General features: G+C 58.3%; 16 protein-coding genes and 1 pseudogene. 11 read left to right on the top strand and 6 right to left on the bottom strand.

The annotated features are described in order from the left end of the window. Positions 1-56: 56 nt before the first annotated feature. The gene (locus tag ACESLM_RS13135) at positions 57-428 is read right to left on the bottom strand and encodes a hypothetical protein (RefSeq protein ID WP_372632010.1); all 372 of its coding nucleotides are present in this window, start codon (positions 426-428) and stop codon (positions 57-59) included. Positions 429-675: 247 nt separating this feature from the next. Here ACESLM_RS13135 and ACESLM_RS13130 point away from each other — a divergent pair, with 247 nt between their 5' ends. The 4 genes and pseudogenes from ACESLM_RS13130 (at position 676) to ACESLM_RS13115 (ending at position 4,500) form a co-directional block, all read left to right on the top strand. Further along, complete coding sequence (locus ACESLM_RS13130) at positions 676-1,845, top strand: M20 family metallopeptidase (protein WP_372632009.1); 1,170 nt, start codon at positions 676-678, stop codon at positions 1,843-1,845. Between the two features lie 220 nt (positions 1,846-2,065). Continuing rightward, positions 2,066-3,799 (top strand): methyl-accepting chemotaxis protein, encoded by a 1,734-nt coding sequence (locus tag ACESLM_RS13125; protein ID WP_372632008.1) that lies wholly within the window; start codon positions 2,066-2,068, stop codon positions 3,797-3,799. A 131-nt stretch (positions 3,800-3,930) separates the two neighbouring features. Further along, positions 3,931-4,302 (top strand): annotated as a pseudogene (locus ACESLM_RS13120) (NucA/NucB deoxyribonuclease domain-containing protein); the annotation flags it as partial. Then, entirely contained in the window at positions 4,288-4,500 is a 213-nt protein-coding gene (locus ACESLM_RS13115) for an excalibur calcium-binding domain-containing protein (protein WP_372632015.1), read from the top strand. The pseudogene ACESLM_RS13120 and the gene ACESLM_RS13115, both read left to right, overlap by 15 nt. A gap of 146 nt (positions 4,501-4,646) precedes the next feature. On the opposite strand, the gene ACESLM_RS13110 is transcribed toward ACESLM_RS13115, so the two are convergent. Next, positions 4,647-8,018 (bottom strand): family 10 glycosylhydrolase, encoded by a 3,372-nt coding sequence (locus tag ACESLM_RS13110; RefSeq protein ID WP_372632006.1) that lies wholly within the window; start codon positions 8,016-8,018, stop codon positions 4,647-4,649. A 375-nt stretch (positions 8,019-8,393) separates the two neighbouring features. Between ACESLM_RS13110 and ACESLM_RS13105 the strand changes: the two genes are divergently transcribed. The 5 genes from ACESLM_RS13105 (at position 8,394) to ACESLM_RS13085 (ending at position 15,049) form a co-directional block, all read left to right on the top strand. Continuing rightward, entirely contained in the window at positions 8,394-9,218 is an 825-nt protein-coding gene (locus ACESLM_RS13105; RefSeq protein ID WP_372632005.1) for a hypothetical protein, read from the top strand. 16 nt (positions 9,219-9,234) lie between these two features. Next, positions 9,235-11,451 carry a GAF domain-containing sensor histidine kinase gene (locus tag ACESLM_RS13100; RefSeq protein ID WP_372632004.1) on the top strand — a complete coding sequence of 739 codons (2,217 nt, stop codon included), beginning with the start codon at positions 9,235-9,237 and terminating at the stop codon, positions 11,449-11,451. Next, a complete protein-coding gene (locus tag ACESLM_RS13095; RefSeq protein WP_372632003.1) occupies positions 11,417-12,064 on the top strand; it encodes a response regulator in 648 nt (215 codons plus the stop codon). The genes ACESLM_RS13100 and ACESLM_RS13095 overlap by 35 nt, the downstream gene beginning before the upstream one ends. Positions 12,065-12,303: 239 nt before the next feature. After that, positions 12,304-14,427, top strand: a complete 2,124-nt coding sequence (locus ACESLM_RS13090) for an ATP-binding protein (RefSeq protein ID WP_372632001.1) — start codon at positions 12,304-12,306, stop codon at positions 14,425-14,427. Next, positions 14,390-15,049: a response regulator transcription factor gene (locus ACESLM_RS13085; protein WP_372632014.1), complete on the top strand. Its 660-nt coding sequence runs from the start codon at positions 14,390-14,392 to the stop codon at positions 15,047-15,049. The genes ACESLM_RS13090 and ACESLM_RS13085 overlap by 38 nt, the downstream gene beginning before the upstream one ends. Before the next feature lie 13 nt (positions 15,050-15,062). On the opposite strand, the gene ACESLM_RS13080 is transcribed toward ACESLM_RS13085, so the two are convergent. From ACESLM_RS13080 to ACESLM_RS13065, 4 genes are all read right to left on the bottom strand, one after another. Continuing rightward, positions 15,063-15,953, bottom strand: a complete 891-nt coding sequence (locus ACESLM_RS13080; RefSeq protein ID WP_372632012.1) for a sensor histidine kinase — start codon at positions 15,951-15,953, stop codon at positions 15,063-15,065. Positions 15,954-16,143: 190 nt separating this feature from the next. Beyond that, positions 16,144-16,485: a hypothetical protein gene (locus ACESLM_RS13075; protein ID WP_372631999.1), complete on the bottom strand. Its 342-nt coding sequence runs from the start codon at positions 16,483-16,485 to the stop codon at positions 16,144-16,146. Between the two features lie 41 nt (positions 16,486-16,526). After that, positions 16,527-17,012 carry a hypothetical protein gene (locus ACESLM_RS13070; protein ID WP_372631998.1) on the bottom strand — a complete coding sequence of 162 codons (486 nt, stop codon included), beginning with the start codon at positions 17,010-17,012 and terminating at the stop codon, positions 16,527-16,529. Positions 17,013-17,042: 30 nt separating this feature from the next. Further along, on the bottom strand, positions 17,043-18,314 hold the full coding sequence (locus ACESLM_RS13065) for a stalk domain-containing protein (protein WP_372631996.1): 1,272 nt from the start codon (positions 18,312-18,314) through the stop codon (positions 17,043-17,045). Between the two features lie 278 nt (positions 18,315-18,592). Between ACESLM_RS13065 and ACESLM_RS13060 the strand changes: the two genes are divergently transcribed. Both ACESLM_RS13060 and ACESLM_RS13055 read left to right on the top strand, forming a co-directional pair. After that, positions 18,593-18,952 (top strand): zinc ribbon domain-containing protein, encoded by a 360-nt coding sequence (locus ACESLM_RS13060; protein WP_372631995.1) that lies wholly within the window; start codon positions 18,593-18,595, stop codon positions 18,950-18,952. Between the two features lie 24 nt (positions 18,953-18,976). Beyond that, positions 18,977-25,135, top strand: a complete 6,159-nt coding sequence (locus tag ACESLM_RS13055; RefSeq protein ID WP_372631993.1) for a vWA domain-containing protein — start codon at positions 18,977-18,979, stop codon at positions 25,133-25,135. Positions 25,136-25,287 lie beyond the last annotated feature (152 nt).

Raw genomic sequence — 25,287 nt, 5'->3', positions numbered from 1 at the left:
TCTTTGGGTTACGTATCGCCGGATCGATTTGAGGCCATATATTACAAAAAAATCAGCTAAATGCGCTTAAAAGGTGTCCACTTTCTTGACAGAGGTCCAACCAGACCGCTAGAGGCGGCCATTCGTTCGATTTCGCCCGCGTAACGGTCTACCAGACCGCTAGAGGCGGCCATTCGTTCGATTTCGCCCACGTAACGGTCTACCAGACCGTTAAAGACAGTCATTCGTTCGATTTCGCCCGCGTAACGGTCTACCAGACCGCTAGAGGCGGCCATTCGTTCGATTTCGCCCGCGTAACGGTCTACCAGACCGTTAAAGACAGTCATTCGTTCGATTTCGCCCACGTAACGGTCTACCAGACCGCTAGAGGCGGCCATTCGTTCGATTTCGCCCGCGTTACGGTCTACCAGACCGTTAGAGACAGTCATTCGTTCGATTTCGCCCGCGTAACGGTCTACCAGACAGCTAGAGGCGGCCAATTCGAATGGAGTTACATGTTTTTTTCGGAAAATTCGCCTTGCGAATGCTTCTCCACACCTTAAAGCGATAGGACGCCGTCCCACCCAGAGCGCGGAATTCTGGCGTTTCTGCTCTTAGTGCGGTATTCTGAAATGGCCCATCGAAGGCGAAGAATGCCGAAGACCGGCATTTCAAACAGGCAAAGGAGATCTACCCATGACCGAACTGAAAACCGTCATTCACGACCATATACAAGCCTATTCCGGCCGCCTTAAGGAGATCGCGGCGTTCATCGGAGCGCATCCGGAGCTGGGCCACGAGGAGAAGCAGGCATCCGCCCTGCTCTCGTCCGAGCTGGAATCGCTCGGCTATCGCGTCGAGCGCGGCGTGCTCGGACTGGGGACCGCGTTCGTCGCGGAATACGATTCCGGGACGAGCGGGCCGACAATCGGCTTGCTTGCCGAATACGACGCGCTGCCGGAAATCGGCCATGCGTGCGGCCATCATCTGATCTGCACGATGGCGCTCGGCGCGGCCTCGGGTTTAAGAGCGATCGCCGACCGGACGGGCGGCAAGATCCGCGTCTACGGCACGCCGGCGGAAGAGACGAAGGGCGCCAAGGTGGACATGGCCGCCGCCGGTCTGTTCGACGATTGCGACATCGCGATTATGGCGCATCCGTATCACAGCTACGAGCGTTCGGGCTCATCGCTCGCGATCGACGCGCTGCAGTTCGAGTACCGCGGCAAAGCGGCTCACGCAGCAGCCAATCCGGAGCTCGGAGTCAACGCGCTCGACGCCGTCATTCAGCTGTTCAACTCGGTCAACGCCCTGCGCCAGCAAACCCGCAGCGACGCCCGGATTCACGGCATTATCTCGCAGGGAGGGCAGGCGCCGAACATGATTCCGGATTACGCCGAAGCCCGCTTCTACGTCCGCGGTGCGACGCGAGCCTATACCGACGAGCTCGTCCGCAAGGTCAAAGCCTGCGCCGAGGCCGCCGCGATCGCGACGGGCTGCTCGCTGACCGTGAGCAATTACGAATATTCCTACGACGAGCTGCGGACGAACGCTGCTTTGTCTGGCGCGTTTACGGCGAATTTGATCGCAAGCGGCATCCCGGAGGAACAAATCGTGCACGGCCACGACAACGGCTCTCTCGATCTGGGCAACGTCAGCCTGCGCTGCCCGGCCGCGCATCCGTACATTAAAGTCGTCGACGAGCCCTACCAGCTGCACACGATCGAATTCCGGGACGCGGCGCAGACCGACCGGGCGTACGAGGCGATGGTGTTCGGAGCGAATATGCTCGCCTATACCGGCTGCGACGTGCTGACGGACGCCTCGCTGCTGCAGCGGATCAAGGAAGAGTTCGCGCGGCGCTGAACCGGTGAGTTTTGTCTAAGCCGGATTAAACCGACCGATTAACCTCCTTCCCCCGCATCCGGCCTCTCCTCCATCCGGGTTTATCCCGGCGGAGGAGAGGTTTCTTCTAATTTTTCTAACATTTTTGAAATACCGCCAACGCTATCAACATTTGCCTACATTTTCGCCGATATATGTCATGTAGCATTCGACGATCTACTAACAAGGAGACCAGACAACTATGCTCAACAACGTTTCGATTCGCGTCAAACTGCTCGCATTGCTCCTCATCCCTTTGATTTTGTTCGCCGTGACGGGGATTTACTTGCTGGAGCTGAACTCGTCCAACATTAACAGGCTGAAAACCTCCCTGTTCACAACAAGCAATCAATCGATCACGCTCGTGCTCAACGCCGACAGGGACATGTACCAGGCTTTGACCGCCTATCAGCGGCTGAGCTCCCCGTTCGTCTCCGCCGAAGACAAGGAGCAGGCGAAAGCCGACTTCGCCGAGAACGTTCAGCAGACGAACGATCGTATCGCTAAAGCGCTGCGGATCGTCACGGAGCATGGCATTGCCGATAGAACCCACCCCGAAAGCGGCAAATCGATCAACGATACGATTACGGAGACGGACCTCCATTTTAACGAGTGGGTCAAGCTGGCGGAAGCCCAATTCCAAGCCGGCGACTACTCGATCGAAAAGGAAGCGAAGCTGCTTGCGGAATTCGACGAGGCCCGCGGCAACATCAACGATTTCGGAGAAATACTGGAGATTTACGCTGAACAGGAAGTCGATGCGGTAACCGCCGAGAGCGCCTCGACGACTACGTCTACCTATATTATTTTGATCGTGGAATGGATCTTGCTCATCACCCTGGGACTGCTCGTGATTCGCAAGCTAAGCCGTACCGTCTCCCTCGTGCAAACGAAAACGCAACAAGTCGCCGCCGGAGATCTGAGCTTCACGCCTCAAGCCAAATACGACAAAGACGAGCTGGGGCAAATTCTGTTCTCGGTCGACGGCATGATCGCCAAGATGCGCGAGCTGATCGGCGCCATCGCCGACAACAGCCGCCAAGTCGCCGCCGCGTCGGAAGAATTGGCCCATAGCTCCAAGGAATCGGCGGAAGCCGCATCCCATGTGGCTGAGAATATTCAGCAGGTGACGACGCTCGTCGAGACCCAGTCCTCGATCGCGCGCGAATCGACCGTCGCGATGGAGGAGATGGCGGTCGGCGTTCAGAAGATCGCCGAAAGCACCAACGTCATTTCCGACCATTCGCAGCAGACAAACACGATGGCCGACGAAGGAACCCTGCTGCTGGCCAGAATGAAGGAACAAATGGAACGGATGGCCGGCACGATCGGCGATCTGAGTCGAAGCGTTGCCGTGCTGAGCGAGAAGTCGGACAAGATCGGCGAGATTACGGACAAGATTACGACGATCGCCAACCAGACCGGCATTCTTTCGCTCAATGCGTCGATCGAAGCAGCCCGGGCCGGCGAGCACGGCAAAGGATTCGCCGTCGTTGCTCAGGAAATCCGGAAGCTGGCGGCCGTTTCCCTCGAATCCGCGCAGCATATCAACCAATTGATCGGGGATACCCGCGGGGAAATCGCGCTCGCCTCCGAATACATGAACGTTACGGTGACCAACAGCGACGAAGGCTCGGCTGCGCTGGGCGAACTCGCGCACGGATTCGAAGTGATCGCCGAATCGATCAAGCAGGTCGCCCGCCAGCTTCACGACACGTCCGCGGTCACCGAGCAGATGTCGGCGAGCTCCGAGGAAGTGTCCGCCAGCATGGAGCAGTCCTCCTCTTCCGCCCGGGAAATCTCCGACAAGGCGCAGAGCGTCGCGGCGGCGACGGAAGAACAGCTTGCGCTCGTCGAGAATATCGCCTACGCATCCGAGCGGCTGCAATCGATCGTGGACGAATTGAACAAATCGGTACGCTACTTCAAGCTGTAACCGGAAATCGCCGGGCGTTATTCGATCAGCCTTGCGAATAATCTTTGACAACGAACGAAGGAGCGACATCTTTGAAACGACGGCTTATTCCTTTCCTTCTTGTCCTCGTCCTGGTTGCGACCGGCTGCGGACTGGCGCAGAAACCCCTTTCCGACGCGCCTCGGCAGACGGAGCACGACGATTACGACTACGAGCTGATCTTTCCAAGCGACGACTATCCCGAAACGGCGCTGCACATTCTCGGGGCGATCGAGCAAGGGTATTCCGACGTATGCACGATCGACCGCGGCGGCGCGGAAGAGAACCGCAAGCAATCGCTATCCGGAATAGAGACGCGCTCGGGCTACGACCGCGACGAATGGCCGATGGCGATGTGCGAGGAAGGCGGGGCGGGCGCAAGCGTCGCCTACATCGATGCCAGCGACAACCGGGGAGCCGGCAGCTGGGTCGGGCATCAACTGTCGGCCTATGAAGACGGCACGAAAATTTTGTTTATCGTAGAGAAACCCAAAGTTTTGTTTCCGAATCAACCGTCGCCCGCCGCGTCCGGCCGCTCGCAGAAGACGCCCGGGACGGAGACGAACGTCATCTACCCGAATTGCGCCGCCGTTCGCGAGGCCGGAAAAGCGCCGCTTCATTCCGGTGATCCCGGTTATTCCACAAAGCTGGACAGAGACGGCGACGGGATCGCTTGCGAATAATGCAAAATGCTGGGGCTGTCCCATAAGTAGGAGAACGTACGAGATTATCGATACAAAAGGATAGGCATCCATCGATCATCGTTCAGTACGACTCTGCTTACTTGGGGGACAGCCCCGTTATTAAGCATCTTTAAACTTGATTCTTGCTATTTCCCCGGTTTGACGACGATCAGCTCCCGAGACGCGCGAAGCCCCCCGTATTCCGCCGCAATCACCGTCTTGCCTTTGGAGTGGGCTCTAATCCATCCGGAAGCGTTGACTCCAGCCACGCTCTTGCTCGAACTGGCGAAAGCCGTTCCCTTCACGATCTCCACCCGATCGCCCATGCTCGTTAGTCCGAAGACCCGAGCCTGCTGCGTCTGACCCGATTTCATTTCCTTCAAAGCTTCAATTTCGATAGTCACGATCGGATTGCTCGGTTCGGAAATCGGGCTGCTTAAGACGCTTTCCTGATGAAGACGATTCACCGCGGCAAGCGCGTACGTATAAATCTCCCCATCGGCGGCAGTACTGTCCGTATAGAGCTGGAGATCGCCTTCCGTTCTCCGAACCGTCGCCAGCAAGTGAGCCGGATTGCCCGGATCGGGCGTTCCCGCGCCTTGAATCCGGTATATGGCGTAATAGGCCGGCTCATCCTCGCCTCTGTCTCTCCAGCCGATCTGCCGCCCTCCTTCCAGCAGCTTCATTCCTGCGATTTCCGGAGCCTCCGGGAGAGGAACTCCTGTTAGCCAAGGCATGACTGGAATCAAAGCCGGACGGGAGTACATCGAGGCGACCGTATCTCTGACTCCGAGAGGATTGGCCAGCAAATGCGACGAGCTGAACATGATGCTGCCGGACACGTCCGCCCCCCGGTCGCGGTTGAACCTGAGCTGCGCGGGAAGCTGATCCGGATTCGTCCAGTTCGCGTCGACCCCGACCCGGTAAGGCGCCTGACCGATGTACAGATGGACGGCGTGCTTGCCGGAATTGTCGTTCTGCCCGTTGATCTCCTTCGTCCACCAATCGATCAGCTTCTCGTAGGCGGCCGCGGAATATCCGAAGTGCCAGTAGATTTGCGGAGCGATATAGTCGATCCAGCCTTGCTTGATCCACGTTCTCGTATCCGCGTACAGACCGTCGTAGTTTTGCTGGCCGGTCGTGTCCGATCCGGTCGGATCGGTGCCCTTGTTCCGCCAGATTCCGAACGGACTGATGCCGAATTTAACGTACGGCTTTAAGCCTTTAATCCCTGTGTGCAAATCTCTGACGATGTCGTTGACGTTGTTGCGTCGCCAGTCGGCCAAGTTCATCGTGCCTCCGCCGTTCCGGTAAGCATTGTACTCTCTGGCGTCGTTAAACTCCTCTGTGCCGGGATAAGGATAAAAATAATCGTCCATATGAATGCCGTCTACGTCGTACTTTTCCACGATTTCCTTCACGCCGGCGATAATATAGTCCTTTGCCTCAGGTATGCCGGGATTGAAATACAGCTTGCCGCCGTTGGAGACGACCCAGTCGGGGTGAAACCTGGCCGGGTGGTTCGACGCCAGTCTCGACGGGTCGGCGTGCATGCTGATCCGGTACGGGTTGATCCAGGCATGGAACTCGATGTTCCGCTTATGCGCTTCCTCGATTATGAAGCCCAGCGGATCGTAACCGTCGCTCGGCGGCTTTCCCTGCTCCCCCGTCAACCAATGCGACCATGGAAAATATTCCGACGGATAGAAAGAATCGCTCGTCGGGCGAATCTGCGTAAATACCGCGTTGATGCCCGTCGCCTTCAATTCGTCCAGCAGCCGGACATAGTCTGCTCTCTGCTTCTCGGGATCGAAATCGGTCGCGTTCGGCCAGTCGATATTCTCGACCGTGGAGATCCAGGCTCCCCGCAATTCACGTTTCGGATAGGACACCGGGTTCGTCACGACGATCATCTGCCTGGCCAGCTGGCCCTCGTACGTCGCCTTAATCGACGTCGTTCCCGGCGCCGCTCCGACGATTACGCCGGTGACCGGATCGATCGACGCGATGGCCGGATTGTCGCTGGAGAACGTCGCCCCGGACGGTATTTCCTTGTAGCCTTCGACTTTGTAATCGCCGAACACTTTCGCCGTCACCGGCTCCCCTCCGACGATTGCGGAGAACACGCCGCGAATTTCGATCGTCTTCAGCTCGCCTGCTTTGGCCTCCAGCGTATAGCTTCGGGATACCCCCCTATACGTTGCCGTAATCTCGATGTGGCCGACCGCCGCGGCCTGAATCGTTCGCCCGCTCACATGAGCGACGGGATTGCCCGGTTCAGCGGTAAATACCGTTTGCTCCGAGACGTCCACCGGCTCCGCGCCGTTAAACACGGCATAAGCTTTCAGCAATCCGGTTTCCGTCAATACCATCGATGCCGGCCCTTCGATCTGCACCTCGTCCGGAATCAGCTCGCTGTCGGTTACCACCAAGCGGTGGACAGCCGGATATCTGTCGTTATACAAAGCTGTCAACTCCGTTTCTCCTGCATGATGCGCCGTGATGATTCCGTTCCCGTCGACGGCGGCGACGTTCTCGTCGCTGCTCGAATACGTCAGACCGCCGATTACCGGCTTAGGCTCCGCGTCGTTCTTGCGCGTCGCCAGCACTCTCCCGGCTCGCGTCTCCCCGACGGTCATCGGCGCCACGTTCGCCCACTCCAGCGCGAACAGATCGGTATTTTCATATAAAATGCTTAAATCGTCGACATAGATTTTCCCCGAGCTCTTGGCGCCCGTCTCCACCACGTAAATAAAGTTAAGCTTCATCGGAGATGCGACAGTAGGCGGAATATCCGCGGTCACGTACTTCCAGCCGTTGATGACCGAGGCGGCGGCGTTGAAGTCTATCGTTACCCCCGCCTGCCCATCTCCCTGCACTTGGCCGCGGATCCAATGCGCCTTGTCTTCTCCGTAAATCCAGAAACCGATCTTCGTAGGCGCGCCTGGAATATCCCGGCCGTCCGCTCCCAGCGTATTTCTGAACCGTATGTACGCCGCCGAAGTTCCGGACATCCCGAGAAAATCGTATTCCAGCTTCGCCGACTTCGAACCGTACTTGACCGGCTCGGGACGCGAGGCTTGCGTCAGCACGTTCGCATTGGCCTGAGCGCCCGTGGCCCGCAAGTCGCTTATGTCCTCGAAGTCCTCGAAGACGAGCTTCCAGCCTGCGCCGGGAGCGGCGAACGGTTCGGCCAACGGCATAGGCGGCGTTAACTCGTCGAACGGATCGCTTTCGTCGGGCGGTTGAGCCGGCTCCAGCTCTGTCCGGTCTTCCGAATCGTTCCCCTGCGACTCCTCGTCCGAACCCGGAAGGGGCTGCTCCCCCTCCCCTCCGTCCTCACCTGGCGGGGTCTCCCCATACGAGTGATCGGCCTCCGCAGACACCGTCTCGGAATCCAGTTGTTGTTCGGCTCCGTACGCAGGCTGCGCCGCAACAACGGTGAATACGCTTGCAATTAGGCTTATGACCAGCAATATACTTAGAGACTTGTTAAGCGAGAACAAAGAACGTGTCATACGTGCACTTCCTTCCCCTTGGATTGAAATTGCACCATGCAGCGGCTTTCTTTTGCGCTCCGGCGTGTCCCTCCCTCAGCCCATTTTAAAAATAAAGTTTCAATAAATAATGTAATTTCAGAAACTTTATTATTTTCAACACTCAGTATAGAAGTTTTTGCGGAAAAGTAAATACCTAATTTATCGCGCGACATCGCGGTCGAACGCCGTCGATTCCTGTAAAGGCGCGGTGTCGATTACACGGCTTGACGTCGCTTGCGAACAGATCTCCCAGATCAACTTCCCGGCGTTCCGGGAATCGTCCTCTGGCGGACGGGAAGCTCGGTTCCGTATGCTGAAAATGCAATCTTGTTCAATCCAAGGGGGAATTGTAGAATGGAAAAAACGTCAACCGCGAACAAGTCCGAAAAATCGGTTTTGTTCCGAATATTCGCCTTCGTATTCGCCCTCGTAGGCCTGATCATGCTGGAGGGGCTTACCGAAGGACTGGAGCCGTGGATTCGATCGGCCTTCGCCTTCGATCCGCATCCCGAGGAGCTGCGATTTCACGGGGCCGTGCACGGCGCGCTGCTCGGCTTGCTGTTCAGCGGCAGTCTGTTTATTCTGCTGTGGCGGCCCTTAACGAAGCCGTTGCTCCTGCGCTTTTATTTCGTCGGTCATTTGATTTTTCTCGGGACGCTCGCGGCCACGGGGCCGGCGTTCGCGCTGACCCGGTTTTTCGTTTTTGTCATCTTCGGGATTATTATGGCGGTCCTTTACTTCACGTACGGCAAGAGCCGCCGCGAAATCATCCGCTCGACGGAGCCCGCGCGGTTCGATCGGCCGCTGCTCATCCTCTCGTTCGTCGCGGCTTTCGGCCTGCTGCATTTCATCGTGAACGGCGCCATCCAGCAGTTCCAGGAAACCGAGGAGCAGTTCCGCTGGGGCGAGGGAACCGCGCTCGCGATGACGATGATTTACGGCAGCTTCACGGCTTCTACCGCGCGGAAAGGCTCCGGGGCTCTCGGCATGCTGATCGGACTGACGTTTATCTACATGGGAGCCGCCGCATTGGCGCTGCCCGATCACGAAGCAAGCTGGGGCATCCTGGGAGGAGCGGCCGCGATCGCATTCGGATGCGTCTATGCGGCATTCTCGCTGCGCCTCATGCGCTCTTCGAAATCCGCCGTTGCCGCCGTACGGGAAGAGACGATAAGCTGATTGCGAGGAGATCGTCATGACGAACGCCGACACGGCGAAGGGAACCCGAACCGAACAAACGAGCAGCCTTCGGCCCGGCCGGGGCTTGTTCGCCGTACGGAGCGCGGCCGTTGCCCTGAGCGGGATAATTACGCTGCAGTTTCTGTACAAAATCCCCCGGTACTTTCTGTATATCCGCGACGCTTGTCCCTCCACGGCGTGCGAATACTCCGCGCTGACGCCGCTGCCCCCGGACGTATTGACGAATATCGGCTGGACTTACGACGATCTCGCAGCGCTGTATACGAGCATTGCGCTGATCGAATTCGCCGTCTTTTTCGTCGGGGCTCTCATTATTTTCGTCAGACGTCCGAACGATCCGATCTCGTACATCGCGGGCGCGGCTTTTATCGCGTTTCCCGCTTCCCGCTATATTCCGTACATGTGGCAGGAGCTCGGATGGTTGACGCCAGCTATCGCGAATACGTCCATCTGTCTGTTTATCCTGTTTCTGCTGCTGTTTCCCAACGGTAAAATGGCGCGGAGCCGGGTGTTCTGGACCGGAATCGGGCTGGCGGCCGTCCGGTTGATCGCGAGCATTTTCGGAAACGAGCCGTGGGGGGTGCGGCATTGGCCGATCGCGCTCAATCTGATCTGGATGGCGCTGCTGTACGGCACTCTGCTCTACGGCCAATACGTTCGGTACCGGTACGAAGCGAGCGTCGTCGAACGCCAGCAGACGAAATGGTTCGTCTACGGACTGCTGCTCTCCCTGACGGGCATTCTGATCGTGAGCGTCGCTCCGCTTCTGTTCCAGCCGGATTTTTATTCCCGGCCTAACCCCGTCTGGCTTCTCGTGCTGGACATCATGGTTATCGTACTAATGATGCCTATCCCGGTGACGCTCACGATGACGATGCTGCGCAAGCGGTTGTGGGATATCGATCCCATCGTGAACCGTACGCTCGTCTACGTCGGACTAAGCGCGCTCATCGTCGCCGTCTACTCCCTGATCGTATGGTACTTGTCGTTCCTGTTCAAAGTCGGTCAGAACATGGCCTTCTCTCTGATCGCGACCGGGGTGACCGCGTTTCTGTTCGCTCCGCTGAAGGAGAGATTGCAACGGGCGGTCAATCGGATGATGTACGGAGAGCAGCACGATCCCTACACCGTTCTGCTCGAACTGGGCAATCGGCTGAAGGAGCCGCTTGCGCCCGAAGCCGCTTTGGAGACCGTCTCGAAAACCGTCAAGGAAGCGCTTCGGCTCCCTTACGCGGGCATCAAGCTTTTCCGGAACGGCCAGCCGCTCCTTGTCGCTTCCGTAGGAGATCCGCCGGCGGATACCCACGGCATCCCATTGATCAGCGAAGGCGAGGAAATCGGCAGCCTGATCGTCGCAACGCGCTCGCCCGGCGAGGCATTTAACGAAGCAGACCATCGCATGCTGGGCATTCTCTCCCGGCATGCGGGCACCGTGCTCCACAGCGCCAGGCAGAAGATGGACATCGGATTGCTGATCGGCGAACTGCAGCAGTCGCGAGAACAACTGATTATGGCGCGCGAAGAGGAACGCAGGTCGATGCGCAATAATCTGCACGATGAGATCGCGCCGAGACTCGCTTCCATGAAGCTCACGGCGTCCCTGGTGGAGGATTGGATCCGCAACGATCCGCCCAAAGCAATTCTGTTCATGAGCCGCTTCAGGGAGGAAATCGGCAAGACGGTGGAAGACATCCGGGGAATCGTGTACGACCTGAGGCCGCCCGCCCTGGATGAGCTGGGGCTTGTCGGAGCGCTTCGCCAGCGGGCCGAACAGCTGCTGGACGTCCAGATCGCCGCGGGCGCGGAACCGATGCGGATCGAGATCGAATCGCCCGCGCCCCTGCCGGCCTTGCCCGCCGCGATTGAAGTCGGGACATATCGCATCGTCACCGAAGCGCTGGTCAACGTTGTCAAGCACTCCCGCGCCGAACGCTGCCGGGTGCGGATCGAATTGTCCGACGAGACGAGCGAGCTGCGGCTCTCCGTCTCCGACAACGGCATCGGTCTGTATCATCGCGCCTCTCGCCACGGGCCCCATGACGGAGTGGGACTGACTTCGATCCGGGAACGGACGGCTGAATTGGGGGGCGTCTGCCGGTTCGAATCGCCGGCGGAAGGCGGAACGGTCGTCTCGGCGGCGCTGCCGGTCAAAGTCGAAACAGGGAAAGGGGATCACGATGGAAACGCAGCTTCGAATCTTGGTGGCGGATGACCACCCGCTGTTCCGGGATGGCGTCAGGAACGTCGTAGAAAGCACGGAAGGCATGACGGTCGTCGGGGAAGCGGCAACGGGGGAAGATGCAGTGAAGCTGGCGCTCGAATTGCGCCCTGACGTCGTTCTGATGGATATCCGGATGCCCGTCCTGAACGGCATCGAAGCGACGGCCCGAATTCGCTCCGGCAACGACAGCATTCGCGTGCTCATGCTGACGATGTTCAAGGACGACGACTCCGTCATCTCCGGGATGAAGGCCGGAGCCAGCGGCTACATTCTCAAGGACGCGGACAAGGAGGACATCGTTCGCGCGATTCGGACCGTCGCGGCCGGAGAAGCGATCTTCGGAGGGGACGTGGCCAGCCGGCTGATCGCCTACGCCGTGCGTCCCGCCTCTCGTCTGGATCGATTCCCGGAGTTGACCGACCGCGAGAAGGAAGTGCTGCAACTGATGACCGAAGGCTGCTCCAATGCGGACATCTCCCGCAAACTGAGCCTTAGCTCGAAAACCGTATCCAACTATGTATCGGCCATTCTGAACAAGCTGCAGACGCCCGACCGCGCCAGCGCGGTTCAACTCGTGAAGCAGTCCGACCTGCCGAGCCCTTGAATACGGGAACGTCTCGTTCCGTCAGAGACGGCTCGGCCGGTTTCTAGCCGCAGAAAGTTTCCCGGGTCGGCCGGGAATTGCCGCTTTTCCCGCGACCGTACGAAATCCCTATGATACACTAGGGCGTGTATGCATACTCCGAGGATAGCAGACGTTGCCGAAAAGGCGGTGAAAGATGCCCCTGAGCGGGTTTGCATACACGCCTTATCATCAAATGGATTTTTGCGAGGAATTCGGACATGGGAATTCATCCTTCTCGGGCAAGCAAGCTCTATCGTCGTGCGGGGCTGCATGCGCTCTGGTGGGCGCTGCTTGCGGTCTCCTTCGTCGTCTCCGTCTCCAGCCATGGACTTGGAGTCGGCATCTATACCACCTCCTGCGGGGACGCGCCCTGCACGTATCTTCAATTAAAACCCGCCCAACTCCATCAGTTGGAGGAGGTCGGAATCAGCCCCGATCTATACGGCAGCCTGATCTTTATTTTGCTCGCGCTCCAAAACTTGAGCTTCTGGGTCGTCGGGCTGCTGCTGTACCGGTACGGCTGGAAGGATCTTTATTGCGTAACGGCCTCCATCGCGCTCATCGTGACCGGCACGATCTTCAGCGCGAACGACGAGCTGTTCGGGAACTACCCGTTTCTCGTCAAGGCGTTCGAAGGGCTCAATATTCTGGGAGCCTCCTACCTCTTCTTCCTGCTGCTGTTTCCCGAAGGGCGATTCAGCCCGCGTTGGACAGCCGTTCTCGCCTGGCTCTGGGTCGCTCATCTGCTCCTCAATCTCGTTCCGCCCTATTTGTTCGGCGTGCAGCTGCTGCCGATTCCTTCCGCATGGATCTACGGGTTCATCGCCGTCGTGCACGTTCTGACCTTCGTCGTGCTCGTCTATCGCTATTCCCGGGAGACCTCGGCCGGAACGCAGCGTCAGCTGCGCTGGCTATTGACCAGTCTATGCGTCTACGTGGCTGCCGGCATCCTCGGCAACGTCGCTTCGCTGTTCGGAGAAGACGGGCACGGGTTCGCCAGAATGCTCGTGCAGATCGCGGTCTATTCCAGCCTGATGTTCGTCCCCTTCTCCATCGGCGTAATCGTGCTGGAACGCCGTTCGAAGCATCTGCCGAACGCCTTCAACCGGACGATGGTCTATATCGTGCTCAGCGTAATCATCGTGAGCGCCTATGCGCTTCTGGTCGGCACGATCGGCTACATGATCCAGGGCAAAGCGCATGCCGTCGTCACGATGCTGGCGACCGGACTGCTCGCGGTCATGTTCCAGCCCCTCAGAGCGGAAGTCCAGAGAGCGGTTAATCAACTGGTTTACGGCAAACGCGACGATCCTTACCGCATCCTCTCCAAGCTGACGGAGCAATTGGAATCTTCGTTGACGCACGCCTCGCTGCTCTCCTCCGTCGCAGAGAAGGTAGCGGGCGCGCTGCAAATTCCTTACGTTGCCATCGAAACGTATTCGCAGACCGGTATCGAACAATTGGCGGTGTACGGCGCCCCGGCCCAGCATTCCGTCTCGATCGAGCTGGAGGTCAAGGGCATGTCCGTCGGACGGCTCATCCTCGGCGTTCATCGACTGGAAGAAGCCTTGCCTCCCGGAACCCGCCACATGATCGAAGATCTCGCCCGTCAGGTAAGCATCGCCGTACAAACGCACAGTCTTACCGAAGATCTGCGCCGTTCGCGCGAACGGCTCGTGAACGCGCGCGAAGAGGAGCGCAGGCGGCTTCGCCGGGATTTGCACGACGGACTCGGCTCCTCTCTGGCCAGCATGACGCTGCATATCAACGAAGCCGTCCGCCATCAGCGGAACGATCCCGAGCGGTCCAGGCACGCGCTCGATCTCGTGCAGAAGCAGATGCGCGAATCGATCGACGACATCAGGCGGCTCGTCTATTCCCTTAGACCGCCCGCACTGGACGAATTCGGACTCGCCTTCGCTTTGCAGGAGTTGTCCATGCAGCTTCAAGCTTCCTCGCTGCAGGTTTCCCTGGAGGGAGCCGACCGGAAGCTTGCGCTGTCCGCGGCGTCGGAAGTGGCCGTATACCGGATCGTGCAGGAGGCGCTCACGAATGTAACGCGTCATGCCCATGCGAGCAAATGCCATATCCGGCTGAACGAGGAGAACGATAGGCTCCATATCCGGATCTCGGACAACGGAAGAGGCCTGCCCGCGCATGTCAAGCCCGGCATAGGCATGCGCTCCATCCGGGAGCGCGCGGAAGAGCTCGGCGGAGTGTTCGAGCTTGAATCCGTGCCGGGAAAAGGAACGAAAATCCATGTCATCTTGCCCAACGAGGAAAGAAGAACGGACATTGAACGGAATGGAGACGGAACGGCTGCGCCTCTTGCTGGCGGATGATCATCCGATGTTTCTGGAGGGATTGGCTGCGAATCTGCAAAACGAAGAGGGGATCGAGGTCGCGGGACAAGCCGCCGACGGAAACGAGGTCGTGCGTCTGGCCGAGCTGCTGCAGCCCGACGTGATTTTAATGGATGTGAACATGCCGGGCCAAAACGGAATCGAGGCGACCCGCGAAATCATTCGAACGTCCCCGCATATCGGAATCCTGATCTTGACGATGTTCGACGACGATGCGTCCGTCTTCTCCGCCATGCGATCCGGGGCTCGGGGCTATCTGCTCAAAGGCGCGCAGAAAGAGGAGATTCTCAGGGCGATTCATGCGGTCGGCGGAGGCGAAGCGATCTTCAGCGCGACGATCGCGCGCAAAATGATGTTCTACTTCGACGCGATCGTGAACAAAGCCGAGAATGTCCAGTTCCCCCAGCTTACCGCGAGGGAACGCGAAGTGCTGCAGTGGATCGCCCGGGACATGAGCAACGTGAACATTGCCCGGAGATTGGGATTGTCGCTCAAAACCGTGCGCAACCACGTATCCAATATTTTGAGCAAGCTGCAAGCCGCCGACAGGACGCAGGCGGTCCTGATGGCCAGGGAGGCGGGAATGGGCCTCGATTCCTAAACGGCTGGCCGGTTTAACCGGCCAGCGGCAAATCGATGGACAGCTCGCAGCCGCCCGGATTGCCGTCGGCGTCAACAGAGGAACGAACGCTCAAATCCCCGCCCAGCAGCTTCACCCGTTCGATCATCGACGACAGTCCGAAGCCGGGAACCGCTGAGCCGTAGGGCTCCCCGTCGTTGACCAGCCTGAATCGGAGCCTGCCTTCGGACGCTCGCAGCGAGAACCGGGCCTGCGAGCATCTGCCGTGCCGGATGCCGTTCGTCAATCCTTCCTGCAGCGCGTGATACAGCGCCTGCTCCGTCAGCCTGCCCCAATCCGGCGTCGCCGGAAGCGAAATATCAGCCTCAATGGCGATCTCCATCGTCTCTGCCGTACATTGAATCAGCTCGCGCAGCGCCGCCTCCAGCGGCATTGCCCGCACCTCTTCCGACCTAATCGCCTTAACCGCGCCGCGAATATCGTTTAATCCCTTCCGCGCGAGCCCGCTCAGCAATTCCAGCTTTTCGGGCGGAACGCAGCCGTATTGTTCCGCCATTCTCTTCGCCCCTTCGAGCTGAATAATCGCGGCGGTCAGCGTATGCCCGATGACATCATGGATTTCGTGCGCGATGCGGCTGCGTTCCTCCTGCACGGACATCTCGACAAGTCTTGCCGTGTTGCGGCGCACCTGCTCCAATTCCCTGCACTTATTTTGCAGTTCCTTCGCACTGCGTTCCGCCTCCAGGCGGATCTGGCGAATATAAGCCCAAACGGCGCCAAGTCCGCCCAGGATGACGAGCAGCACAGCTGGCATCAGGAAGGTTTGGGCCAGCGGATACGCCATGCAGGCAACCGCAAGACAGGCCAGCAAGCGCCGGCGGTCAGGCGGCTGGAGATCGCTATTCTCATAAAAGGCCATTTTCATCACCTCGACACCATCCATCATACCGGCGTTTCGTTCCCGGTCACAAGAGTCCCGTTCCCGGCAGAGCCGGGAAATTGCCGGGAGCCGAGCGGGAATGAATCGTGCGCAAAAAGGACTGTCCCTAGGTCCGAAGGCGCGGATTGCCGCTCTCTGACCGCTGACGGGACAGCCCCGATCGCCGGGTTTTCGTCTAGTGCTGGATGAGCCGGAACCCGCCGATCAGCGGAAGCGGCTTGCATCTTCCTCCGACCGCGTTCAAGATTCCGACGATCGCGAGAATGAACAAGCCCAGATTCGCGAGCGGGCCGATGATCAGCCAGCCAATGATCGGGATGATCGAGCTGACGATATTAACGGCGACCAGCGCCAGAAACAGCGTCAACCCCTGGTTGGCATGATACATGGCGAATTTCGATTGCTTGGCTGCGAGCAGCGGGACAAAAAAGAGGATGTAGGCCAATACGGCCATCGCCTTGTTGTCCGCGATATCCGTTGGTTCGGCTTGCTGAACATTCGTAGGTTCCCCGTTCATCGTTATCTTCCTTTCGAGCGTCGAATTTGAGCTTGCTTTGTTTATTGCTGAGAATCAGGTCTGTTCGTATAAACAAGAGCCCCTGTTACCGTCTTGTTGTCCTCCAGATCAAGCTGCAGCGAATACACGAACCTCTCCATGCCTCTCTGGAACGAATGGTTGATCGTCTTATCGGCCTCCAGCTTATGAACCTCCGAATAGCCGGCTTGTTGAGCGTAGTCGGAATACATTTCGACTATGTCTTCGAAGGGCATCTCCGTTTCGATCGTCAGCGTGACGGAATCGCTGCCGCTGATCGACGACGTGACTTGAATTTCATCCGGAATCGGGATATCGGACGGGAACAGCTCCGGGATGTCCGCTTTGCCGGACAGCTTAATCTCCTCGCCGTCTTCCTTGGTGATTGTCGTCGTTCCCTGTTCCGCCTCTTTTATCGCCTTTTCAACCTTCGAGCAGCCTGTCGCCACAATCATGGCGATCAGCATGACGGCGAACAGAGCCATACTCCATCTTTGTTTGTTTTTCATTTTGCGCTCTCCCTCGTTTGTATTGGTCCGTTACCAGGTCCATTCCTCGTTCTGATCTATCCGATTTCCATGGATATCGTAGACAGCGTCCCAGTCCCATTCATTCGGATCTTCGGCCGGCGGCTTAACGACATCGAGCTTCAGCTCAAGCTCCATTTTGTGGATCTTATCCGTGACTCTTTGAAAACCCGCAACAACCGATTGATGAAAAGGATCATCCTGACCCGGGTTTACAACCCTGATCCGCATTTGCTGAGGTTCGGCGCCGGCAGGCGCATAGACCGCGCTTACTTTGTATTTGCCGATCGGCACGTTATGCACGCCGTAGCCGTTGTTCGACCGACTGCCCTTGCTGACGATTTTCTTGCCGGAAGTTCCGTCCAGCATTTTGTCCACCGGTTCGAGCGTCAGGGTGACATCGTCCCGGTTGGGCGGCTCAAGAACCGGATTCAGCGGGTGAATGAGATCCATCATGTAGAACAGCACCTCTCCGCTTCCGCCCGTTCCGGTCGCGCTGTCGAGCTTGACGGTAAAGTTGCGGACGGCGCCCTCATTGCCGGCGAACGGGCTGTCGTCTTCGGGAATCAAATCAACGCTGTGCTTCACGCCCTCGTACATGACCGAAAATTCCGCATACGCCATATACGTCGCCGCCAATTTCGTCAGCTCGATCCGATACCGCCCGTTCGCGTCCGTCTTCGTCTGCGAATTGCTGTTGTACAGCAACTGGTTGTCGATCGTGATCAGAGCGCCCTGGATGGGCTCGCCCTGCGGGTTGACGACTCTGCCTTTCACGACGTACGGCTCCGGTCGCTCGGCGCCTCCGCCTCCGCCTTGCGGCTGTCCGGCAGGAGCGCCCTTGCCGATCTGAATGATCGTCGTTCCGGACACCTTCGAAGGCGTCACCGTATACCCGCTGTTCTCCGACACGAACCGCAGCGGAATCATCGTGCTGCCTCGGATCGTCTGCGCCGGAACGGACAGTTTGACGGCTTTGCCGTTGACTGTGGCCGTCAGGCTGCCCAGCATCAGCTCGATCTCCACCCCTGGCTTCTTCCCCGTCGCTTTCCGATCGGCGCCGTTCCATTCGACTTTGTACCCCAGCGCTTCGAAGGTCGCTCGGAAAGGCACAAGCGTCGTACCGTCGCGAATGACCGGCTGCTGGCCTTCGTATTCGAGCAGCTTGCCTTCGATATAGACCTTCACCTTGTCATCCTTCGCCATTGCGAACGAAGCAGTGCCCGCAAGAATCAGCATCAGGCTCGATAGCCACAGCAGCGTCTTCGTCGATAATTTTCTCACCCTCTCACACCCTCTCTTTTTTCCGTATGGTCACTTGAGCTCGATTGCACGAAATTCGTTAAAATCGTAAACCTTTTGAAAGTCATGCGCCAGTTACACGATGTCATTTTCGTTGTCATAGGGAGTCATATCGTACAAAGCCGTCCCCGACCCGCCGTCCTCCCCTTCCATGCCATTCATACAAAGGTGACAAAAACAATGACAACATGTAACTAGGGGGGACCTCGGCATTCTTTTACAATGAGCATAATCAACCTTTATCTCTGGGAGGAATGGACATGAGCTTCATGGACAAAGTGAAATCGGGGTTCTCCGAGGCGGGCAGCAAAGCGAAAATCGTCGTGGAGGTCAACAAGCTCAAGCTTCAGAACGGCAACAAGCAGAAGGAGATCGAGAAGCTGTACCAGAACATCGGCCGCCTGTTTTTCCTGAACGCGGTCGGCCGGCTGCCTGACGTTGCGGAGTCGGACTATCAATCGAACGTGGCGGACATCGTGCGGCTGGAACGCGAAATCGAGGAAAACCACAAACAGATCAAAACGCTCGCGAACGAAAAAGACTGCGTTTGCGGCAAAGCATCCCCTCTGGACGCCCGGTTCTGTCCGTCCTGCGGGCATACTTTTGCGGCGACGGATTAAACGGGAACGGAGGAACGACAGTCCATGAAAAGCTTGCTTGCGAATAAGAACGCCAAGATCGCCCTTCTTCTTCTCGTCGGCGCGCTCTTGGCGTTCGGCGCTATTGCCCTATTGGTTAGAGACAATGGAGGCTCCGGCGGCACGGCCGCCGAGTCCGTCGCTTCGGGAAAGCCCGAAAGCGCCGATGCTGTCAAAGATTTGCCCCGCAGAAAGACGTATCCGATCGGCAAGTGGGACATTGCGATCCCCTATTTGAATCCGTTCGGATCCCAGGGCAACTATCAATCCGTCGACTACACCCCCAACCAGACCCAGGAATTCAAATACGTCAATGAAGAAAATATGGAGACTTCCCGGATCACCGGAGGGGATCTATGGCAGTTGCAGGTGCAGTGGAAGGATCCGCAAGCCGACCCTTGGGAGGATCTGAGGCTGTACGTTACCGAGCTAGGCGGCAAGTTCTATATGGGCGCCTCCGAGGACAGCTGGCTGCTTCGCGCGGACGATCCGGAAGGAACCGTCTGGTGGGGAGTCGCTTCGAAGTACGGCGAGGGATATCTGTTGAAGGTATACAGGGAGCTTCGTCTGAAGCATGGGGAGCCCGTCACCTTCCAGACGTCCGCTTACCCGAATCAGGAAGTCTACTTTATGACGTCCAACGAACAGCATAAATACCAGAGCCTTAGAGTCGATCTGGCGGAAGGCCAAGTCCGGTTGTCGGGCAAAGGCTTCTATTCGCAAGGCCAATACCGCAGAGACTTGGCTTACAATCAGGAGCTGTACGCCTACAAAACAAACCATTATACGCTGGACGATATGCCGCAAGATACGTCCTCCCCCTTGCTGTGGAAGCTGACCTGGAGCCCGGACTCCGATCCGAAGGAAATCGTCTTCACGCTCGACGAAGGCGAGGACATCCGTTCGGTCAAGGACGGGGAACGGCTGGGAGCGCTCAAGGTGCGCGGGGACGCGCTGGGCCAGATCACGGTCGAAGCGCCTCCGGGAGTTACATTGACCCATCCGGAGCTTCATCTGAAAGGCGACAAAACGCCGGAAGGAGACACGCTGTTCTGGCTTCCCTCCGGTTTCTGGAACATCGTGGTTGAGACGGAAAACAGAATCCCTCTCAATACGAGGCTTGTTCCCGTCAGCGCGGGAGAGATGACGGAGCTGGAGATCAAGCCGCTGCTGCAGAGCGCCTACCGGAACGACGGAATAGGCGATGCCAGCGGCGAAGAGAGCAAGCTGAAAATCGAGGAAGCCGTCGAGATGGGCGATCAGGCTCGCTTGACCTTCATGCTGCTCGATTCCCAAAACCCCAAATTTACACCCGATATGAAAAATATCGATATTGTAGAGGGAGGCAGATCGGGCAAGCCGGTCAAGCTCGACCGGATCGCGACGCCGCCAAGCGTCGTATTGGCGCTGGACTCCTCCGGCTCCATGTCGAAGTCGATGGGGCAAGTGCTGGAATCCGCCCGCGACTTTATTCAACGGCTCCCGGACAACGCCCATATCCAGGTGATCGACTTCGACTCCGAGATACGGGTGCTGGAGGGCGTCAGCAAGAAGGAAGTGCTGGCGAATCTCGATCAAATCAAGGCGAAAGGAAATACGAAGCTGTACGATTCGGTCATCGAGGGGTTGACCTTGCTGAAGGGGAAGCAGCGGCCGACGCTGGTCGTGTTCACCGACGGCGTGGACAGCAACGCCGAGAAAGCGGGCACGGGCAGCAAGGTGAGCAAAAGCGAAGTCGAGCAAGCCGCGAGAAGCTCCGGCATTCCGATCTACTCGATCGGCTTCGGTCCGGATCACGAAAACTCGACGCTGCTGGAGCTGGCCGCAATGTCGGAAGGCACGTATTATTCCGCACAGGACGCAGCCGCATTAAACCATGTGTTCGCCGCCATTAACGACAGATTGGGCAACCGGTTCGAGCTCACCTACGAGCGGCCGAAGGAGCAATCTCCGTCCGACGTTCCGGTCATCGCCATGACGCTGGACGTAAGCGGCTCGATGGACGTCGATCCCGCTTCGGGCAACGGCGATTATCGCATCGACAAGGTCAAGCATCTGTTCCATGACTTCATCGGCCAGCTTCCGGACAATAGCCTGATGCAGCTGCTCAGCTTCTCCACGGAGCTGAAGTTCGATCAGGTGTTCACCTCTCGCAAATCCGAGCTGCTGCAGGCGCTGGGCAATCTGAAGGCGGTCGGGGGAACCGACATTTTGAATTCCGTCTACATGACGTACTACTCGTTAAAGCAAATCCCTTCCGAAAAGCGCGTCATCGTCTATGTCACCGATGCAGCGCTTGATGTCGAAGAGGATAAAAAGGCCTTTTTCGGAGAAATGCTTAACGGGATCAAAGAGGAAGGCATCCAAGTGCTGTGGGTAGGTCTCGGAACGAGCGACAGCGAGGAAGCGTTCAAATGGGCGGCGGAGAAATCGGGAGGCAAGTACGTGATCTCGGAAGATCCGGCTGTATTGGCCCAAGCGTTCCAAGATGCGCTTGCCGAAGTCCAGAAGCGTCCTTCCGAGCAGATTCCGCTGACGCTCGCCGTCCGCAACGAATCCGATGACGGTCTCGCCCGCATTTATTCAGACGATCAATTGGTCGATTTCCCTGTGCTGCTCGACGCAGGCGACAAGGTCGAATTCCAGACCATCGGCTTCGAGACGGGCAAGAAGGTCGCGCAATACGAGCAAGCGACGGCTGCGCTCGTCTACGGACGCGATCTGCCAAGCGAGGAGGTCAAAATCTACAAGCGTCTTCCGCTCAACAGCCAAGGGAAAAACAAGGCAGTCGAATGGACGGCCCGAGAGCTTCTCTTCCTCAAAAAGCTGAAAGGCGTAGACGCGCCGACCAATCGCAGCTTTGCGGCTATCGAGATGGAGCTGACAAACGTTCATCCGGACGGAGCCGCCTACTTGATTCCGGACTTCGCCTCGCATTTCTTCATGAACGTCAACGGGGCGGGCACCTATCCGGCTTCGACGGCGACCTGGCTGACTGAGCAGCCGCTGGCGCCTCCCGGACAAGGAGACGTCACGGTCAGGAAGGGCGAGACGGTTAGGGGAATGCTGGTGTTCATCGTCCCCGACGAGAAGATGGAACAGGCTTCCGTCCACTACTACGATATCGAACACGGCCATATGTCGCTTGCCTTGGCAGGCCCCCTTCCGAAGGAGGACCCCGACGTGCTAGCCGGCATGCCGACAAGCGCCGCGGGCAAGCTTTCGGATACGTTCGAGCTGATCCTAACGGCAGTCGGTGAAACGGACCATATCGAGAAGGTGGCACTGACCCGCAAAACGAGCATGTTCAAAATCGTGGAAGCCCAATTGAAATCTCTCGTTCAGGCCGATCTGAAGCTGAACCCGCAGGAGCGGTTTTATCTGAACGTCAAGACCGCCAAGGGGCCTTTCCTGATTCCCGTTCATACGGCCACCGCTCTGCTGCCTCACGGCTTGCTGCGGCCCGTCATGTTCGGCCCCGGGTCCTCCAACAAAGCCCGCCTGGCCTTCCAGACTCCGAATGCGCTGGGAACAATGCCGATGGAGCTGTACGTCGATCTCTTCGGGGGCGCGACGGTGCTTCCGGTAAGCGGCGGTTCCACAGGCAATTGGGGTGAAAACGGCTCGGCGGGGACATCGAGCGAAGGCGGCGCTGCGGCGATCCCGGGCAAAGGGGTATCGCTAACCGTCAACTCTCTGTCTCGCATTCGCGACATGGAGTCCGGCAGCGGCAACTTCGTCATCGCCGACGTGACGGTGACCGACGAGTCCGACGGCTTCGGGTCTTCCGGCTTCTGCGAGACGTTTAAGCTTGCGCCGGTTCACGCCCCGGCAGATCGCGAGGTTGCGAACCTGCAAGCGGACCCGATCACCGACGGGCTGCTGCTTGGCGTCGGCAAGGATTGGGCCGTATTCGACGGCTCCTCGCGGCGCGGGCTGCTCGTGTTCTCGATCCCTAGCCATCAGACGGATCTGAACTGGACGCTGCAATCCGACCTTTTCGTCGGTCTGAACCTTCCCGTCGGGAACGAAGTCTATTCGGAAAAAGATCTGCTCGTCAAACGGGTGGAGCCGCCTCTGGACGACAAGTTCGACGTTCAGCTCTCTGCTGCGCTGGCGGAAGCGATCAGCCGCCACCGTTCGCTTGAAGCCGCCAAAGCGTCGGCCAATGCCGTGCAGACAGTCGACTTTGACGCCGGTCAAGGCCGCAAGGAAGGCGTTCCGGCTCCTCTGCCCATCGTCCACGGCATGCTGCAGCTGGAAGCGGTCAAGACGCGGGCCGACTTCCAGGTATTGGTGGAGGGACTCAGATGGCTGCCTTCCACGGACTTGTATTCGATCTACCGCAACGCTCCGGAAGCCGTGCTGGCTCAAGGCTGGGGAACGGAAGGCGACTTGGCCAACCTGACCGGCGGTCTGCTCGCCAAGCTCGGCTACAGTCCGGCGCTTAGAGTGGTGCAGGTCACCGATCGGGGAAGGCAGGCGCTTGCGGAGATGGGCTCCGTAGATGCGGTAAATCTGAAGCATCTACCCGCATGGTCCTACTCTGACGAACAGGGAGAGACCAAAATCTTCGTCGTGCCGTTCATGAAGGACTTATCGGAGCTGGGCGGTCTGGCCTTCTTCCCCGGCGGTCAGGAAAGCAAACGCATGACGTCCGCGCAAAGCACGATCAGCGTCTATTTCAAGGCCGAAGCGAAAGAAGACCGGGGAGTGGGCGGCATCGCCGGAGACATCGGAGGCGCGCTCGGCGGTGGGGGCAGCGACGAAGGGCCGTTCATCGAGGAAGTTCGCGTTCTGGATGCCGCGCTGGACCTCGAGCAGTTGAGCCGTGAGCCGATCGATATCCGCGCGGGCGGTTCCGGCGGCAAGTACACGGCCGTGCTGGAAAACCAGACGCTGCAGATCGTCGGCAATCGTCTGATCGACACGAATGAACAGAAAATCGTCGGCGTGCGCATCGAGGTTCAACTGCCGAAGAAGAAGCTCATACACGAAACACAGCTCAAGGACGGAGAAGAGATCGCAGACATTTTCCATACGGTTGCCGTTAATCTCCCCGATCTGTCCGCCGAGGCGGCCGAAGCGCTTCAGCAGGCAGCGGGCCGAGTCCACAAGACGACGGCGAAGCCGGATGACCACTCCGCGCTTGTCTGGTACACCCGGAACATTCTGTACCGGATCGTTGCCAATCAAACCGCCTACGAAAACGAGCTTGCGGAAGTTCTGGACGTTACCGCGGGACGCGTCGACAAGGAACGGGTGATTTTCGTCACCGTCCGCAACGACCGGGCGCAATCGAAGCTCAGAACCAGTGTCGACCTGCAGCAGATCGCCAACCGGACCCACCGGGGCTCGGAGGAAGCCGTCCATGGCTTTCAAATCATGAGCGGCTTATTCGCTTCCCGGCTTGAAGGCGCGGCGCTGCCGGGCGACAAAACGGATTTCATGGACGTCTGGCAGAACAGCCCGGAAAATACGTCGCTGTTCCTGAGCCTCGGGAACAACCGGAAAGAGGATTTGAAGTATATGGAGGAACACGGTTTTCCGGATGCGCTCATCGAACGGGCCAAAGCCTCCTCCGCGGCCATGCTGATTCCTAATCGGCCTGCGATCATTCAGGGCGAAAGCCGCTGGGCCTGGCTGGAGGTCGACCCGGACACCTATGAGACGATCTCCGTCACCGATACGGGCGAGCACGGCAGCTTTGCGGAGTATCTGATGGCGTTAGAGCCCGTTTCTCCGACGGGCGACGATTATATGGCTTTCATGGCCGGCGCGTTTATCGGCGTCAGCTCGTCGGTGTGGAACGTCAGCTCCTTCTCGTTAATGCTCGACGATTACGAACAAATCATCAAAGCCGCCAAAGCGTACACGTACGGCTTGGGTGAAGTGCTGAGCGGTTTTATGAGCAACAAGGATCTCCCCAAGCTCGAATACAGCATCGGCTCGCTTAAGCTGAAGATAACGGATTTCGATGAGGATAAGCTGGCCAAACAGTTCCACATTTTGAAATCGGGCAAAGCGGTAGAAGGAGCCGGCGACGTCGTAGGCTTCGGGCTCGGCTTCCAGATCGGCGCCGCTTACTACTTCGAACAAGCGGAGAAGGCCATCCAGAAGCCGGTCGTCAAGAACGGACCTCCTAGCGGAGCAGCCGCCAAGTAAAACGAAAGGGATCGTCTCAGAGGCAGCGATTACGCCGCCCTCTGGGACGATCCCTTTTTTCATAGCTTGGATGGTCGGCCTCGCCTCGCAGAATCGGCACGCCTAACGGCCTCGCAGACCGTTAAATCCCGACCATCCTCCGAATCGGCACG

It is taken from the genome of Cohnella sp., from assembly GCF_041641335.1.
In the GTDB taxonomy this organism is placed as follows: Bacteria; Bacillota; Bacilli; order Paenibacillales; family Paenibacillaceae; genus Cohnella.
Note: the sequence above shows the minus strand (reverse complement) of the source record. Positions and strands in the feature narration are given on the sequence as shown.